Source organism: Halomonas ramblicola (assembly GCF_030409215.1).
Classification (GTDB): Bacteria; Pseudomonadota; Gammaproteobacteria; order Pseudomonadales; family Halomonadaceae; genus Halomonas; species Halomonas ramblicola.
Genome location: NZ_JAUFPL010000017.1, coordinates 407130 through 422669 on the forward strand (window position 1 = coordinate 407130; position 15540 = coordinate 422669).

A 15540-nucleotide genomic window follows, 5' to 3' on the forward strand; every position below is an offset into this window, starting at 1 on the left:
TGTTCGCAGCGTGGCGCCACGTCGAGGAAGCGGGCGTGGAAACCAGCGTGGTTTTTCACCCCCCGGGCGTGAGAATCGACGCCGGGGCCACCGACCCGGCGGGCTATACTGCAAGGGGTCCCCACCAGGGGCATACGAAGATGGCGCTGACCCTCAATCTGCTCGGCGAGCTCGAAGTGATTCGGGACGGCCAGCCCGTGGTGCTGCCGCCCTCCAGGAAGACCCGCGCCCTGCTCGCCTATCTCGCCCTGCATCCGCGCGCCCTGAGCCGCGAACACCTCTGCGACCTGCTCTGGGAACTGCCCGACGACCCGCGCGGTTCGCTGCGCTGGAGCCTCTCCAAGCTGCGCCGCCTGGTGGATACGCCGGGCCGAACGCGCCTGCGGGCCGACCGCGCCGGCGTCGCCCTGGATACCTCCGATATGGATATCGATGTCAGCGACCTGCACGGGTTGCTGGCGGCGGGGCTGCAGCGGGCGGATACCCGGGACCTGGAGGCCGCCGCCCAGCGCTATCGCGGCCCCTTCCTGGAAGGCCTGGAGCTCGACGCCTTCCACGACTTCCATGCCTGGTGCCTGGCCGAGCGCGAGTCGGCCATGCGCGCCCAAACGGCACTGCTCGCGGCCCTGGTCGAGCGCCTGCTGGCGACCCCCGAACGCGCCCTGCCCCATGCCCACGCCTGGGTGCGCCTCGCCCCCTTCGACGAGGCCGCGCGGGCACACCTGGTGCGGCTGCTGCTGGCCCTGCACCGTCCCCGGGAGGCCGAGCAGCAGCTGCAGCTGGGCATGCGCCTGCTCCGCGAGGCGGGCCTGTCGGCCGGCGGCGAGCTGCTACGCGCCTGGCGCGCGCCCCGGGCCGCCCCGCCCGGCGGCGAGCCCGAGGCCCCGGCGGCCCCCCTGGGTCCCGTGACCGAGCCCCCCGACGACGCGACCCTGGAGGTGCTGCGCTGGGCGGCCCTGCTCGCCCCCGGCCTCGACCCGGCGACCCTGGGTCGGGTCTCGGGGCTCGACACCAACCGCATCGGCGCCGCCCTGGAGGCGGCCGAGCGCCGCCAGTGGCTGGTCACCGGCGACGAGGGGCCGCGCTTCCCCCGCCAAGAACTGGTCGATGCCTTCTACGCCGGCATCTCCCCCACCCGGCGCCAGGCGATGCACCGGCGCATCGCCGAGTGGCTGGCCGAGGCGCCCCTCTACGACCTGGAGCATGCCGCCGATCTGGCCCACCACGCCCAGGCCAGCGGCGACCCCGAGCTGGCCGCCCGGGCGATGATCACCGCCGGGCGGCTCTGCCTGCGCATCTTCGCCAACGACGAGGCCCAGCGCTTCGCCCAGCGCGGCCTGGCCATGGCCGAGCGCCTCGCCGGCACCCGGGGCGTCTGCCTGGCCCTGGAACTCCACGACATCCTCTACAGCGCGGCGCCCCTGGCGGACTGGGAGGCCGGCGCCGGCGAGGTGGTGGCCCTGGCCGAGCAGGCCCTGGAACACGGCGCCCTGGCCCATGCCCGGCTCGGCTACCAGTTGGCCAGCCATATCTGCTGGGCCCACGGCCAGTGGTCGGGGGCCCACGAGGAGGCCCTGCAGGCCGAGCGCGTGACCCGCTGCGCCGACGACCGCGAGCAGGTCATCGCCATGGCCGAGACGGCCCGCTGCCTGGCCATGCTGGAGCGCGACCTGGACCAGGCCGCCGAGATGCTGGCCCAGGCCCGCGACCTGGCCAACCAACGCCACCTCAGCCACCCGGCCCTTCCCCTGGCCCAGGGCCTGCTCTGCCTCCACGCCGACCGCTTCGACGAGGCGGAAAGGCACTTCCAGGACGCCCGCACCCTGTGCAAGGCCAGCGGCGACCGGCTGGGGGAGTTCCAGGCCCAGGAGTCGCTGCTGCTGATCGACCTGGAGCGCGACGACTATCCCCAGGCCCGGGAACGCTGCCGGGCACTCCTGGCCCTCGGCGAGCGCCTGCGCGACGGCAGCGAGGCCCCCTTCGCCGCCGCCGCCGAGGCGCTGTGCCACTACGCCCTGGAGGACGACGCCGGCCCCTTCGACGTCGCCCTGGTGACCCTGCGCCACGCCGACGCTCGCCACCGCCTGGCGCTGCTGCTGCTCCAGGCGGCGCGCCTCGACCTGGAGCGCGGGCGGATCGAGGCCGTCCGCGCCCGCGCCGTCGAGGCCCTGGAGCACGCCCGGGTGCTGGAGCGCCATAGCGAACAGCTGCTGGCCCTGACGCTGCTGGCCGAGGCCGCACGCCGCGGCGGCGACGCGGACGCCCGGCACCGCCATGCCGAGGCCGCCGCCGCGCTGCTGCCGGGACCGGTGGCCGGCTGGGCGAGGCGCCGCCACCGGGCCCTGGCGGCCGCCCCGGAGGACACGGGATGATCGATCTCTTCCTGGAGCGACGCTTCGCCCGCCCCCTCGAACCGGCGCTGGTGACGTCGCTGACCCTCGCCGCCCAGGACTGCTTCGACCGGCACCGGGTCGCCTGGCAGGAGAGCCTGCTGGCCCGGGACGGCCAGCGCCTGCTCTGCCACTTCCAGTCCCCGGACCTGGAATCGGCGCGCCTCGGCCTGCGCCAGGCCGGGGCAGACATCCGTACCCTGTGGGCCGGCAGCGTCCATACGGCCCCGCTGCCGCATGAGGCGCCCCCGGCCGAGCCCAACGTGGTGGTGGAGCGCCGCTTCGCCGCCCCGGTCAGCCTGGCGGCGATCCAGGCCCTGGAGGATGCCGGCGCCGCCTGCCTGCACAACCACCGGGTGCGTTTCCTGTGCACCTTCTTCGCCGCGGACCGCCGGCGCATGCACTGCCTCTACCGGGCACCGGATGCCGAGTCGGTGCGCCTGGCCCAGCGCCAGGCCGGCATGCCGGTGACGCGTATCTGGGCCTGCCGGCGCATCCTGCCACCCGCTTCCACGCCCGCGGCGTGAAATACCACGTCCTCTCCCACGCTGGGTCCCACGCGGCGGGCCCAGTCTCGTCCTTGACCGCTGAGGTCACCCACGACGAATCCCGACAACGAGGCGAGGAGAGATCCCATGCACACCGCCACTGCCACCATCGACAACGGCGTCAACGTCACCGCCCTTCTCGACGCCCGCGAGGCCCTGGCCCAGGCCCCCGAGGCCGCCCGCTTCACCTGGCGCGCCCACTGCGACTGGGTCAGCGGCACCCACAGCCACATCGCCGTGGAGGACTTCCACGGCCTCGGCGAGACCCAGCACCACAAGTCAGGCGTCACCTTCGACGTGGACCACCCCGAGGTGTTCGCCGCCGAGGATCACGGCCCCACCCCGGTGGAATACGTGCTGGTCGGCCTGGCCGGCTGCCTCACCGCCGGCATCGCCGCCGTGGCCCAGAACCGCGGCATCCAGCTGCGCTCGGTCAGGGCCAGGGTAGAGGGCAGCATGGACATCCAGGGGATCCTGGGCATGGACCCCGAGGTGCGCAACGGCTTCGACGACGTCCGCGTGGTCTACGAGATCGACGCCGACGCCAGCCGCGCGGAGATCGAGGCGCTGGTCGCCCAGTCCCAGAAGCGTTCGGCGGTCTACGACCTGCTCACCAATCCCACCCAGGTCCGAGTGGAGGTGGCATGATCCCCGCGGCCTCGCGCCCGCCGCGTCGCCCGGCCCGCGCCGTGACCGTCGTGGTCATCGGCGCGGGGTACGCCGGGCTCGCCATGGGCCACCATCTGGCGCGGCGCGGTATCGACCATGTGCTCCTCGAGCGCGGCGAGGTGGCCAACGCCTGGCGCCACCAGCGCTGGGACTCGCTGCACCTGCTCACCCCCAACTGGGAGTGCCGGCTGCCCGGGCGGGCCTACGCGGGCCCGGACCCCGACGGCTACATGGGCATGCCGGAGCTCATCGCCTTCCTGGACGACTACGCCCGGCGTCTGGCCTCGCCAATCCACACCGGCACCCGGGTGACGGCGGTGCGGGCCGACGAAGACGGCTACCGGGTGGAGACCGACCGCGGGATGTGGCACTGCCGGGCAGTGGTGATCGCCACCGGCGCCTGCCAGGTGCCGGTGGTGCCCGCTCTGGCCGAGGCCCTCCCGCCCTGGATCACCAGCCTGACGCCGCTGGCCTATCGCCGTCCGGACCGGCTCCCGCCGGGCGGGGTGCTGGTGGTGGGCGCCTCGGCCAGCGGCGTGCAGCTGGCCGACGAGCTCCGGCGCAGCGGCCGGCCGGTGACCCTGGCGGTGGGCGAGCACCTGCGCCTGCCCCGCCGCTACCGCGGCCGCGACATCGAATGGTGGCTGGATGCCGCCGGCCTGCTCGACCAGCGCTTCGACGAGGTGGAGGACATCGCCCGGGCGCGACGCCTGCCCTCGCCCCAGCTGGTGGGCGGCCCCACGCCCCGCGACCTGGACCTCAACACCCTGAGCACGAAGGGCGTGCGCCTGGCGGGACGCCTGGCGGGCCTGGCCGGCACCCGGCTGCAGTTCGCCGGCTCATTGGCGATGCACTGCACCTCGGCGGACCTCAAGCTGGGCCGGCTGCTCGACAACCTCGACGCCTGGGCGCTGGCCCACGGCTGGCACGACGCCCTGCCCGCCCCCGAGCGCCCGCCACCCACGCGGCTGCCCTCGCGGCCCTGCCTGGGCCTCGACCTGGCCGACGGCGAGATCCAGACGGTGCTCTGGGCCACCGGCTTCCGGCCCGACTTCTCCTGGCTGCGGGTGCCGGTGTTCGATGCCAGGGGCCGCCTGCGTCACCATGGCGGCGTGGTGGCGGCCCCGGGGCTCTACGTCATGGGCCTGCCGTTCCTGCGCCGGCGCAAGTCGGGCAGTCTCTACGGCGCCGCCGACGACGCCCGCGAGCTCGGCGACCACCTGGCCGCCTGGCTGGCCCGGGGCCACCGCCATGGCCCGATGCCCCGGGGATTGCCCACCGGGATCACCGCCTGACTCTCACCCTCTTACGCGCCGGTCCGTTCGGCCGGCGCGTCCCTGGCCTTCCCCAGCACGACGGCGGCGTCCGGCCACTATACTGGCTGGGCGAGGAGCCATCGGGCCCTCGGGGAGTCGCGCCAGGGCGGCGGCCTTCCCCCATCCCTGCAGGGATTGCCGGTTGTCGAGCGACGAGGCAGACCATGTTGGACATTCGCCTGCTGGGCGAACAGCGAGTCGTGGATGCCGGAACGCCGATCGACGCGCTGCGCTCGCCACGGCTACAGGCCCTGCTGGCCTACCTGGTGATCCATGCCGGGACACCGCAGGGCCGCCAGCATCTGGCCGCTGTCTTCTGGCCCGACTCCAGCGAGGCCCAGGCACGCACCAACCTGCGCCGCGAACTGCACCAGCTGCGCGCCGCCCTGCCGGATGCCGGGCGCTGCCTCGCCGTGGAGGCCCACAGCCTCTGCTGGCGCGAGGATGCCCCCTGCCACCTCGACCTGCTCGCCTTCCGCCGGACCGCCGCCGAGGCCGAAGCCGCGACGGACGACGACGCCTTCCTGACCGCCGCACGCCAGGCACTGGATGCCTATGGCGGCGACCTGTTGCCCGGCCTCTACGACGACTGGGTACTCGAGGAACGCGAACGCCTGCGCCAGCGCTGCATCGCCCTGCTCGACCGCCTGGCCGCCACCCTGGCCGGACAGGGCCGGCTGCCGGCGGCGCTGGAGCCTGCCCGGCGCCGAGTGGAACTCGAGCCCCTCGAGGAGTCCGGCTATCGGGCCCTGATGCGGCTGCAGGCACTCGCCGGCGACCGGGCCATGGCGCTGCGCACCGGTCAGCGCTGCGCCACCCTCCTGGCACGCACCCTGGGCGTCGAGCCCTCCGCCGAGACCCTGGCCCTCTACGAGGAACTCTCCCACCCCGTCGAGCCGCGTCTGGCCGTGGCGCCGGCCCTGCGCCAGGCGCCGCCGCTGATCGGCCGCGACACCGAGCTGGACGTGCTCGAGTCCGCCTGGGCCCGGGTCGCCCAGGGGCCGCGCCTGATCGTGATCGCCGGCGAGGCCGGGGTGGGCAAGTCGCGCCTGGCCGCGGAGCTCGCCCACCCCATCCAGCAGCGTGGCGCGCCGGTGGCCCAGGCACGCTGCTTCTCCTCCCAGGCCCGTCTGGCGCTCGCCCCGGTGGTCGAATGGCTGCGCAGCGCGGCGTTGCGACCGGGCATCGACCAGCTGGCGCCGACCTGGCGCCAGGAGGTCGGCCGGCTGGTCCCCGAGCTGGGCACCGGCCCGGCCTCGGCCCCGGCACCCCTCGCCGATGCCTGGCAGCGCCGCCAGTTCTTCGAAGGGCTGGCGCGTGCGATCCTCGCCGCCGGACGGTCCACGCTGCTGGTGCTCGACGACCTGCAATGGTGCGACGGTGAGACCCTGGCCTGGCTCGAGGTGCTGCTCCACCTGGAACCGGCCGCGCCCCTGCTGCTGGTCGCCACCCTGCGCAGCGAGGAGTTCGACGACAACCTCGAGCTGGTGGCCTGCTGCCGACGCCTCCAGGCCCAGGGGCTGCTCCAGCGCCTGGAGCTCGCGCCCCTCGAGGCACGCCAGACCGCCGAGCTCGCCGCCACCCTGCACGAAGCCCCGCTCGACGCCTCGGAGGCGCGTCGATTGCAGGCACGCACCGGCGGCTTCCCCTTGTTCGTGGTCGAATCGCTGCGCGAAGGCGGGACACGACCGTCACGTATCGAGGCGATCCTGGACCAGCGGCTCGCGCGACTCGGTCCCGCCGCGGAAGAGTTGATCGGGCTGGCGGCCGCCCTGGGACGGGACTTCTCCCTCGACCTGCTGGCCACCGCCAGCGAGCTCGACGAGGCCAGCCTGCGAGGCGCCATCGACGAGCTGTGGCAACGACGGCTGCTGTGCGAACACGCCCCGTCCACCTATGACTTCGCCCACGACCTGCTCCGCGAGGCCGCCTATCGCCGGCTCACCCCGCCGCACCGCCGGCTGCTGCACCGCCGCCTGGCCATCGCCCTGGAACGCACCCTGAGTGACGAAGGCTCCACGCTGGCGGCCCAGGTCGCCGAACAGTTCGAGGCCGGGGGCCAGCCCGAGCGGGCGATCCACTATCACGCCCTCGCTGCCGAGGCCGCCACCGCGGTGTTCGCCCTCGCCGACGCCATCCGCCATTACGACCGGGCGCTCGCGCTGCTGGCCGAGCAGCCGCCCGGTGCGACGCGCGACCGGCGCGAGCTGGCCCTCTGCGAGGCACTGGTCTCGCCCCTTGCCGCCCTGCGCGGCTATGCGGCCCCGCCGGTCGGCGACACCATCGAGCGCAGCGTCGCATTGGGCGAACGCCTCGGCGAGACCACGGAAACCGCCCGCGGCCGGGCCGCCCTGTGCTGGCACCGCTTCGTTCAGGGGCGGATGCAGGAGGCCGCGGACCTGGCGCAGTGCCTGGCGGCTCCCCAGACCCGCGCCGGCTGGCGCCGCCAGGCGCTGTCGCTACCGCTGTTCGGCCTCGGCCGGCACCAGGAGGCACTGGATTGCCTCCAGGGTGACGAGCCGGAGGCGGAAGACGATGACCGCCACCTGTTCGGTTTCCACGCCACGGTGCTGGTGCGTGGCGCCGAGGCGCACCTGCACTGGCTGGTGGGGCAGGCCGACAAGGCGGCAGAGACGGCGACCTCCGCCCTGCGCCTGGCCGCCGCTTCCGGCCAGCCCTTCGAGGCGGCGATCGCCCACGGCTACGCGGCGATCACCTACCACCTGCTCGGCGATCGCGAACGCACCGACGAGCACGCCGCCACTCTGCGCCGCCACTGCACGCGCTACGGCTTCGCCTACTACGGCGAGTGGGGCCGGATCCTGGCCGGTCGCCTGACCGGCGGCGCGGCCGGCGAGGCCCTCATCCGCCAGGGCATCGAGCGACTGCACCAGCAACACGCCGGGGCGCGCATGCCGTTCTGGCTCGCCCTGCTCGCCGAGGTGCTGGTCGAGACCGACCGCCCCGACGAGGCGGGCCGGGTCCTCGGCGAGGCACGCGACTGGGCCGAGACCTACGGCGACTACTGGTGGCTTCCGGAACTCTGGCGCCTCGACGCCGCCTCCTGCCCGTCGGGCGAGGCCGAGGAGCGCCTCCGGCGAGCCCTGGCGATCGCCACCCAGCAGGGCGCCCTGGCGTTGCAGCTGCGGGCCGCCCTCGACCTGGCCCACCGCCACCTCACCGCGGGGCGCCACGAAGCAGCCCGCGACCTGCTCGGCCCCCTGCGCGGGCGAGCCGCCGACTGCAACCCCGCCGAACTGGCCGCCCTCGACGCCCTGCTCGAGCGTACCCGCGCCTGAAACACGCCACCCCCTCCCGCGAACGCCTCCCGAACGCTGAGCGAACGCCGCCTAGTCCATGCTCGAGTCTCCGGACGAACCCTCAGGAGGCATCCATGACCCGCAATGACAACATTCCAGAGTCCGCACTCGAGACGCTGCAGGGCGGCCTGCGTGGCAAGCTGAGCCGCCCCGGCCAGGAAGGCTACGAGACGGCCAGGGGCGTATGGAACGGCATGATCGACCGTCATCCCGGTGCCATCGCACGCTGCGCCGACGTCGCCGACGTGATGACGGCGGTACGCACGGCACACGAGCACCGCGTCCCCCTGGCCGTGCGCGGCGGCGGCCACAGCGCCAGCGGCCTGGCCCTGTGCGAGGACGGCCTGGTGATCGACCTGTCGGCCATGCGTGGCGTGCGCGTCGACCCGGTGGCCCGCACGGTCACCGCCGAGGCCGGCTGCACCCTGGGCGATGTCGATCACGCCACCCACGCCTTCGGCCTCGCGACCCCCTTCGGCATCATCTCCACGAGCGGCATCGGCGGTCTCACCCTGGGGGGCGGCAGCGGCTACCTCTCCCGCCACTACGGCCTGTCGATCGACAACCTGCTGGCCGCCGACGTGGTGCTGGCCGACGGCAGCTTCGTGACCGCCAGCGCCGAGTCGCATCCCGACCTCTTCTGGGCGCTGCGCGGCGGCGGCGGCAACTTCGGGGTGGTCACCGCCTTCCAGTTCCGCTGCCATCCGGTACGCAACGTCATGGCCGGCCCGGTCCTCTATGACGTGGCCGACACCGCCGAGGTGCTGCGCTGGTACCGCGACTTCCTGCCCTCGGCGCCCGAGGAGCTGTATGGCTTCTTCATGGTCGGCACCGTACCGCCGGCCCCACCCTTCCCGGAGGCCCTGCACGGCCGACACGTCTGCGGCATCGTCTGGGTCTACAGCGGCGAGCGCGACGCCGCCGATGCCGCCCTCGCCCCGGCCCGGCAGTTCGGCACACCGCTGCTCGACGGCATCCACGAGGTACCCTTCCCGGCCCTGCAGTCGGTCTTCGACCCGCTCTACCCGCCGGGACTGCACTCCTACTGGCGGGGCGACTTCTTCGCCGAGATTCCCGACGAAGCCATCGCCGTCCACGAGCGCTTCGCCGAGGTACCCACGCCGCTCTCCACCATGCACCTCTACCCCATCGACGGGGCCGCCCAGCGAGTGGGCCGGGACGCCACCGCCTTCCACTACCGCAACGCGACCTGGAACGCGGTCATCCTGGGCATCGATCCCGACCCGGCCAACGCCGACCGTATCCGCGACTGGGTGGTGCGCTACTGGGAGGCGCTGCACCCCAGCTCGGCGGGTGGGGCCTACGTGAACTTCATGATGGACGAGGGCCACGACCGGGTACGGGCGACCTATGGCGAGAACTACGACCGGCTGGCCCGCATCAAGGCGCGCTACGACCCGGACAACCTGTTCCGCCACAACCACAACATCCCGCCGGCCGATCCGGCGTGATTGCGGCGCAATCCCTTCCCTGCCCTGCCCCGATCTGCCCATCGGCGGGGCACATTGACGGCAGGGACCCGGAACGAGGCGGGAGGCGGGCAGTCTCAGGAACAGGTCCTCTCCCGCCTCACCCATCACCACGGTCTCATGGACAACACCCTCGAACGCAGCGTGCATCCCACCCATCACTGGCACCGCCTGGACGACGGCCGTGTGCAGTGCGACGTCTGCCCACGCGCCTGCAAGCTACGCGAGGGGCAGCGCGGGCTGTGCTTCGTGCGCGCCCGCCAGGGCGACCAAGTGGTGCTCACCAGCTACGGGCGCTCCAGCGGCTTCTGCCTCGACCCCATCGAGAAGAAGCCGCTCAACCACTTCCTGCCCGGCACCGCCGTGCTCTCCTTCGGCACCGCCGGCTGCAACCTGGCGTGCAAGTTCTGCCAGAACTGGGACATGAGCAAGTCCCGGGAGATGGACACCCTGGCCGACGCCGCCAGCCCCGAGACCCTGGCCGAGGCCGCCGCGGGCCTGGGCGCCCACAGCGTCGCCTACACCTACAACGACCCGGTGATCTTCCTGGAGTACGCCATGGACGTGGCCGACGCCTGCCGCGAACGCGGGGTGCGCTCGGTGGCGGTCACCGCCGGGTATGTCTGCGACGCCCCGCGCCGCGAGTTCTTCGCCCACATGGACGCCGCCAACGTCGACCTCAAGGCCTTCACCGAGGGCTTCTATCGCAAGATCTGCGGCGGCAGCCTGAGCCCGGTACTCGACACCCTGCTCTACCTGCGCCACGAGACCGACGTCTGGTTCGAGATCACCACCCTGCTGATCCCGGATCACAACGACTCGCCCCGGGAGATCGAGGCGCTGAGCCGCTGGGTAGTGGACCAGTTGGGCCCGGACGTGCCGCTGCACTTCACCGCCTTCCACCCCGACTGGAAGATGCGCGACACCCCACCCACCCCGCCTGCCACCCTGAGCCGGGCACGCGAGATCGCCCGGGCCAACGGGGTGCGCTACGCCTTCACCGGCAACGTCCACGACCCCACCGGCAGCAGTACCTACTGCCACGGCTGCGGCGAGTTGCTGATCGAGCGCGACTGGTACACCCTCTCGCGCTGGCATCTGACCGACGACGGCCACTGCCGCACCTGCGGCAGCGCCTGCGCCGGCGTCTTCGCCGGCCCGCCCGGCCGGTGGGGCCGGCGCCGCCAGCCCGTGCGCCTGGCCGACATGGTGTCGCACCGCTGAGGGAGGCCAACGAACGGCGCGTCTCCCGGGGGCGGCAGCGTTGCCGTCCATGGCGGCTACGCTCAGGCGACGAGCCCCTCCAGCCAGGCCACCACGAGATCCGCCATGGCCGCGTCGTCGAGCCCCTGGGCCTCGAGCGAGGCCCAGGTGGTGAATGCCAGGCCGTGCTGGAGGGTAGTCGCCAGGCGCGAGTCCCGATCCGCCCCGAAACCCTCGCACAGCCCCTCGCCGACTTCACGCAAGTAGTCGCGGAACGCCGCCATGGGCCCCTGCAGTGCCGGGACCTCGGGCTCGTCGCGGTGGGCGGCACGCCACATGCGCTGGGTGCCGCGGTAGTAGCGGTAGAAGGCCAGCAGGGTGGCACGGGCGCGCTCTTCGCCCGCCTCGCAGGAAGCCCAGCCGGCGGGCTCCGGCGGCGGGTGCAGTTCCAGCCAGCGCGCGGTGCAGGCCTCGAAGACCGCCGTCTCGTCGGGGAAGTGACGGTAGACGGTCAGGCGCTGCACGCCGGCCCGCTGGGCGATGGCGCTGATGGTGGTGGCGCGGGGGCCGACCTCCTCGTGGAGCTGCATCGTCGCCTCGACGATGCGTTCGTGGGTCTCCTCCCGGGCGGCGGCGCGCTTGCGCTGGGTGTAACGGCGTGTCCTGGTCATTGGATAAACATAACTGTTCACTCAATTCTTGACAAGGGTCGTTGGCGGGCCTATCACTTAACTTATGAACACTAGTGTTCACCCAAAACAAGACCGTCCCATGACCAGAGAGTGGAGACCCCGATGACCATCAACCCCTACCCCGTGATGCTGCCGACCCGGAATGCCGGACGCGACTGGCGCGTGCTGCCCGCCTTCCTGCCCCTGCCGGGCATGGGTGGCCTGGCGGTGAACGCCTTCCTCCACAAGGGCGCTGAACCCGTGCTGGTGGACACCGGCCTGGCCGCCCTCGGCGACGCCTTCGCCGCGGCGCTGGAGGCCGAGATCGACCTCGCCGACCTGCGCTGGATCTGGCTGAGCCATACCGATGCCGACCATATCGGCAACCTCAGCCGGCTGCTGGCGCGCGCGCCCCGGGCCCGAGTGGTCACCAACTTCCTCGGCATGGGCAAGATGGGCCTGCTCGGCCTCGACACCGATCGCGTATACCTGCTGGAGCCCGGTGCCCGCCTGGCGCTCGGCGACCGCGAACTGGTGCCGCTACGCCCGCCCTACTACGACGCACCGGAGACGCTCGGCTTCCTCGACACCCGCTCGCGCGCCCTGTTCGCCGTCGACAGCTTCGGCGCCCTGCTCCCCGAGCCGGCTGACAGCGTGGCGGCGATCGAGGCGAGCACCCTGCGCGACGGCCTGGTGACCTGGTCGGCGATCGACGCCCCCTGGCTGGCCACCACCGATCGCATCGCCCTGGGGCGCTCGCTGCGTGCCCTCGAGCGCCTGGCGCCGGCGACGGTGCTCTCCGGGCACCTGCCGGTCGCCGAGGGCGGCATCGCGGCGCTCACCGCCCTGGTACACGACGCCTGGTGCGCTGGACCGAGCGCCGGCGCCGACCCGCAGGCCATCGAGGCCGTGGCGGAGGCGCTGGGCTGAGGGCGAACCCACGGCAACGCCCGGCCCTCAAGGCAGTGTCTCGGCAGTCGACTCGAACAACAGCTGGACGTAGCGTCGCAGCAGCATCAACTGGGTGGGCAGGATCTGCGGATCCCCGGTGGCGCGGCCGAGCACCAGGCCGCCCTCGATGACCGTCGACACCATGTCGGCCAGGGCCTGGGTGTCCACCGGCTCGCGAGACGGATACTGTTCGACGATCTCGGCCAGGATGGCACTGAAGCGCGCCCGCCAGTGCAGGACGATGCGACGGTTGAGCTCGCGCACGCCGCGATCGAAGAGGCGCTCCTGGTAGCAATAGGTCGCCACGAGGCAGCCGGGATAGTCGCCCGGCAGGTCACTCATCGTCTCCGCCAGCAGCTTGAGGCCGGCGAGGAAACCGTACAGCGGATCGCCGGCCAGCTCCCGACCGCGGGCGAAGACATCGTCGAGCAGGACGTCCTCGCGCTCCATGTAGCGCTGAAGCAGCGCCCGCGCCAGCTCGTTCTTGTCGCGGAAGTGGTAGAAGAAACCGCTCTTGGTGAGCCCGGCCTCGGCGATCACCTCCTCGATGGAGGTGGCGCCGAACCCCTTCGCCAGTACCGCCGCTTCCGTGATCGCCAGGATCCGTTCGCGGGTCGCTTCGCCCCTGCCCATGGTCATTCCCCCGTCGCGACCGTACCGGAGGTCCAGTTTGTCGGCCCCGCCCCGGGCGGGGCCATGCAACAACCGGGGCGGCACGGTGCGTATACGGCTGATTGTAGTCGAGTCCGGTGACGCCTCGAGAACCCGACCACGGGTTCACTAGCCACGATCCCCGGTCACACCCACTCTGGTAGTGAAGCCGGACTACCCGGCTGCCACTCACCCACAGGGGGGGAAGAATCATGACGGCACCCGCTGATGTGGCCCCTGCCGCTTTCGATGAACGACGCGCCGAGGCCTTCGCCGAGCGGCTCGTCGAGATCCTCAACAATGGGGCCCTGTGCCTGATGACCTCGCTCGGCCATCGCACCGGCCTGTTCGACACCCTGGCGCAGATGGGCCCGGCCACCAGCGGCGAGATCGCCGACCGTGCCGGCCTCCAGGAGCGCTACGTACGCGAATGGCTGGGCGCCATGACCGTGGGCGATCTCATCGAGCACGACCCGACCGCCGGCACCTACCAGCTGCCCGCGGAGCACGCCGCCTGCCTGAGTCGGCGCTCGCCGACCGACAATATCGCGGTGTTCGCCCAGTACATCCCGCTGCTGGGTACCGTGGAGGACGACATCGTGCGCTGCTTCCGCGACGGCGGCGGCGTCCCCTACGAGCGCTACGGCCGCTTCCACGAGATCATGGCCGAGGACAGTGGCCAGTCGGTGGTGCCGGCACTGGAGTCGCACATCCTGCCGCTGGTCACGGGGCTGGCCGAGCGCCTCGAGCGCGGCATCCGCGTGCTCGACGCCGGCTGCGGCCGCGGTCGGGCCATCAACACCCTGGCGAGCCGCTTCCCCGCGAGCCGCTTCACCGGCTACGACCTCTCCGAAGAGGCCATCGCCGCGGCACGTCGGGAGGCCGAGGCCCTCGGCAACACCAATGCGACCTTCGAGGTCCGCGACCTGACCGACTTCGACCGCACCGCCGAACCGGCCGCCTTCGATCTCATCACCACCTTCGACGCCGTCCACGACCAGGCCGACCCGCCGGCGCTGCTGCGCGGCATCCGCCGCGCCCTGGCCGACGATGGTGTCTACCTGGCCCAGGACATCAAGGGCTCGGGGCACCACCACGACGACCGCGGCCACCCCATCGGCCCGCTGCTCTACACCCTCTCCTGCATGCACTGCATGACGGTGTCACTGGCCCGCGGCGGCGAGGGGCTCGGCGCGATGTGGGGCCGGGAGAAGGCGCTGGACTACTTCCACACGGCCGGTTTCGCCGACGTCGCGATCCACGAGCTCGACCACGACTTCCAGAACTACTGGTACGTCTGCCGACCCTGAACCAACGGGTGGGGCGCAGCAGCCCCGCCCGAGCCGTGGTGCTTTTGCCCAATGGCACTCGGGCATGCCGGGACGATGGCGCACTGGCGGCGGGGGTGAATCAGCCCAGTCAGCTCCGTGTAGCGCGCGCGAATGCTGACAGCTCCGTATTGAAGCGTTCGGGATCTTCCAGGAACGGCATGTGAGCCACCGCTTCGTACCAGGACGCTTTCGCGGTTGGACAAACCCCCAGGATGTGCTCGGCCATGGCAGGCAGAACATGTTGGTCCAACTTGCCCTGTGAAACCAGTACCGGTACTGCCAGGTGCTGAAGGACATCGTCAGAATCGATCTCCCGCATCAGCAGAGCGGCCCGAACCTCGGCAGGAACGATGATGTTATATGCCAGCGCATACTCGAAATCCACCTCCGCCATGGGGCGGGCGACCAACTCCCGAACGAACTGCCGCATTGCCTCGATATTGGTCGGCAAATCCGGCTGCGTCGCCGCCTCAATATAGCTCAGCAAGCCAGGCCCGTAGAGCATATTCAAGCTAGCTTGTGTGAGCTTCACCCCGCCTCCCACATAGTTAACCCCCGAGATGGCCGAGCTTCCATAAGCGCGTAGATAGTCGCCAATGACGAAACCGCCATACGACCAGCCGACCAGCACTGGGCGATCAAGATGCAACTCTCCAATGATGGCGGCAATGTCATCTGCCCAGAGTTGGGCATCGGTATAGTGATCCGCTTCCAGCGGGACATCGGACATTCCATGACCACGCAGGTCCATGGCCACCAGCCGAAACTCGTCCGCCAGGGAGCCTTCATACTGGTGTCGCCAGGCCAGATGGCTTCCGGACCACCCATGGATGAATAGTATGGGAATACCGGCAGTATTCCCCCATTCGCGTACGTGCAAGCGAAGGTTCCCGCCACCCGAAACCTCATGCTTCGTTGCCATGATACACCTCGACAGAATGTCAGCCTTTACTCGTATTATCATGGCTCGCAGAGTCGCAATGGGGAATGGGAAAAGTGT

The 15540-nt window shown here is 71.7% G+C and carries 12 protein-coding genes; 9 read left to right on the forward strand and 3 right to left on the reverse strand.

What is annotated here, in order from left to right; translation table 11 throughout:
• Positions 1 to 140 precede the first annotated feature (140 nt).
• From QWY80_RS06285 to amrS, 7 genes are all read left to right on the forward strand, one after another.
• The gene (locus QWY80_RS06285) at positions 141 to 2372 is read left to right on the forward strand and encodes an ATP-binding protein (RefSeq protein WP_290229865.1); all 2232 of its coding nucleotides are present in this window, start codon (positions 141 to 143) and stop codon (positions 2370 to 2372) included.
• The gene (locus QWY80_RS06290) at positions 2369 to 2917 is read left to right on the forward strand and encodes a DUF4242 domain-containing protein (protein WP_290229866.1); all 549 of its coding nucleotides are present in this window, start codon (positions 2369 to 2371) and stop codon (positions 2915 to 2917) included. The genes QWY80_RS06285 and QWY80_RS06290 overlap by 4 nt, the downstream gene beginning before the upstream one ends.
• A gap of 108 nt (positions 2918 to 3025) precedes the next feature.
• Entirely contained in the window at positions 3026 to 3586 is a 561-nt protein-coding gene (locus tag QWY80_RS06295) for an OsmC family protein (RefSeq protein WP_290229867.1), read from the forward strand.
• Complete coding sequence (locus QWY80_RS06300; protein ID WP_290229868.1) at positions 3583 to 4902, forward strand: FAD-dependent oxidoreductase; 1320 nt, start codon at positions 3583 to 3585, stop codon at positions 4900 to 4902. The genes QWY80_RS06295 and QWY80_RS06300 overlap by 4 nt, the downstream gene beginning before the upstream one ends.
• 185 nt (positions 4903 to 5087) lie before the next feature.
• Positions 5088 to 8222 (forward strand): ATP-binding protein, encoded by a 3135-nt coding sequence (locus QWY80_RS06305; protein WP_290229869.1) that lies wholly within the window; start codon positions 5088 to 5090, stop codon positions 8220 to 8222.
• Positions 8223 to 8317: 95 nt separating this feature from the next.
• Positions 8318 to 9715, forward strand: a complete 1398-nt coding sequence (locus tag QWY80_RS06310) for an FAD-binding oxidoreductase (protein ID WP_290229870.1) — start codon at positions 8318 to 8320, stop codon at positions 9713 to 9715.
• 138 nt (positions 9716 to 9853) lie between these two features.
• Positions 9854 to 10957 carry an AmmeMemoRadiSam system radical SAM enzyme gene (gene amrS, locus QWY80_RS06315; RefSeq protein ID WP_290229871.1) on the forward strand — a complete coding sequence of 368 codons (1104 nt, stop codon included), beginning with the start codon at positions 9854 to 9856 and terminating at the stop codon, positions 10955 to 10957.
• 62 nt (positions 10958 to 11019) lie between these two features.
• Here amrS and QWY80_RS06320 read toward each other — a convergent pair whose 3' ends face one another.
• Entirely contained in the window at positions 11020 to 11607 is a 588-nt protein-coding gene (locus tag QWY80_RS06320; RefSeq protein WP_290229872.1) for a TetR/AcrR family transcriptional regulator, read from the reverse strand.
• A gap of 123 nt (positions 11608 to 11730) precedes the next feature.
• Here QWY80_RS06320 and QWY80_RS06325 point away from each other — a divergent pair, with 123 nt between their 5' ends.
• On the forward strand, positions 11731 to 12537 hold the full coding sequence (locus QWY80_RS06325) for an oxygen-binding di-iron domain-containing protein (RefSeq protein ID WP_290229874.1): 807 nt from the start codon (positions 11731 to 11733) through the stop codon (positions 12535 to 12537).
• Between the two features lie 27 nt (positions 12538 to 12564).
• Here QWY80_RS06325 and QWY80_RS06330 read toward each other — a convergent pair whose 3' ends face one another.
• Positions 12565 to 13191, reverse strand: a complete 627-nt coding sequence (locus tag QWY80_RS06330) for a TetR/AcrR family transcriptional regulator (protein ID WP_290229876.1) — start codon at positions 13189 to 13191, stop codon at positions 12565 to 12567.
• Positions 13192 to 13421: 230 nt separating this feature from the next.
• Here QWY80_RS06330 and QWY80_RS06335 point away from each other — a divergent pair, with 230 nt between their 5' ends.
• Positions 13422 to 14519 (forward strand): class I SAM-dependent methyltransferase, encoded by a 1098-nt coding sequence (locus QWY80_RS06335; RefSeq protein ID WP_290229877.1) that lies wholly within the window; start codon positions 13422 to 13424, stop codon positions 14517 to 14519.
• A gap of 109 nt (positions 14520 to 14628) precedes the next feature.
• On the opposite strand, the gene QWY80_RS06340 is transcribed toward QWY80_RS06335, so the two are convergent.
• Entirely contained in the window at positions 14629 to 15462 is an 834-nt protein-coding gene (locus QWY80_RS06340) for an alpha/beta fold hydrolase (protein WP_290229879.1), read from the reverse strand.
• Positions 15463 to 15540 lie beyond the last annotated feature (78 nt).

Coding starts and splice junctions, on each gene's coding strand:
- QWY80_RS06285 (WP_290229865.1), top strand. CDS start 141: ATGGCGCTGACCCTCAATCTGCTCGGCGAGCTCGAAGTGATTCGGGAC.
- amrS (WP_290229871.1), top strand. CDS start 9,854: ATGGACAACACCCTCGAACGCAGCGTGCATCCCACCCATCACTGGCAC.
- QWY80_RS06300 (WP_290229868.1), top strand. CDS start 3,583: ATGATCCCCGCGGCCTCGCGCCCGCCGCGTCGCCCGGCCCGCGCCGTG.
- QWY80_RS06335 (WP_290229877.1), top strand. CDS start 13,422: ATGACGGCACCCGCTGATGTGGCCCCTGCCGCTTTCGATGAACGACGC.
- QWY80_RS06295 (WP_290229867.1), top strand. CDS start 3,026: ATGCACACCGCCACTGCCACCATCGACAACGGCGTCAACGTCACCGCC.
- QWY80_RS06330 (WP_290229876.1), bottom strand. CDS start 13,191: ATGGGCAGGGGCGAAGCGACCCGCGAACGGATCCTGGCGATCACGGAA.
- QWY80_RS06310 (WP_290229870.1), top strand. CDS start 8,318: ATGACCCGCAATGACAACATTCCAGAGTCCGCACTCGAGACGCTGCAG.
- QWY80_RS06320 (WP_290229872.1), bottom strand. CDS start 11,607: ATGACCAGGACACGCCGTTACACCCAGCGCAAGCGCGCCGCCGCCCGG.
- QWY80_RS06290 (WP_290229866.1), top strand. CDS start 2,369: ATGATCGATCTCTTCCTGGAGCGACGCTTCGCCCGCCCCCTCGAACCG.
- QWY80_RS06340 (WP_290229879.1), bottom strand. CDS start 15,462: ATGGCAACGAAGCATGAGGTTTCGGGTGGCGGGAACCTTCGCTTGCAC.
- QWY80_RS06305 (WP_290229869.1), top strand. CDS start 5,088: ATGTTGGACATTCGCCTGCTGGGCGAACAGCGAGTCGTGGATGCCGGA.
- QWY80_RS06325 (WP_290229874.1), top strand. CDS start 11,731: ATGACCATCAACCCCTACCCCGTGATGCTGCCGACCCGGAATGCCGGA.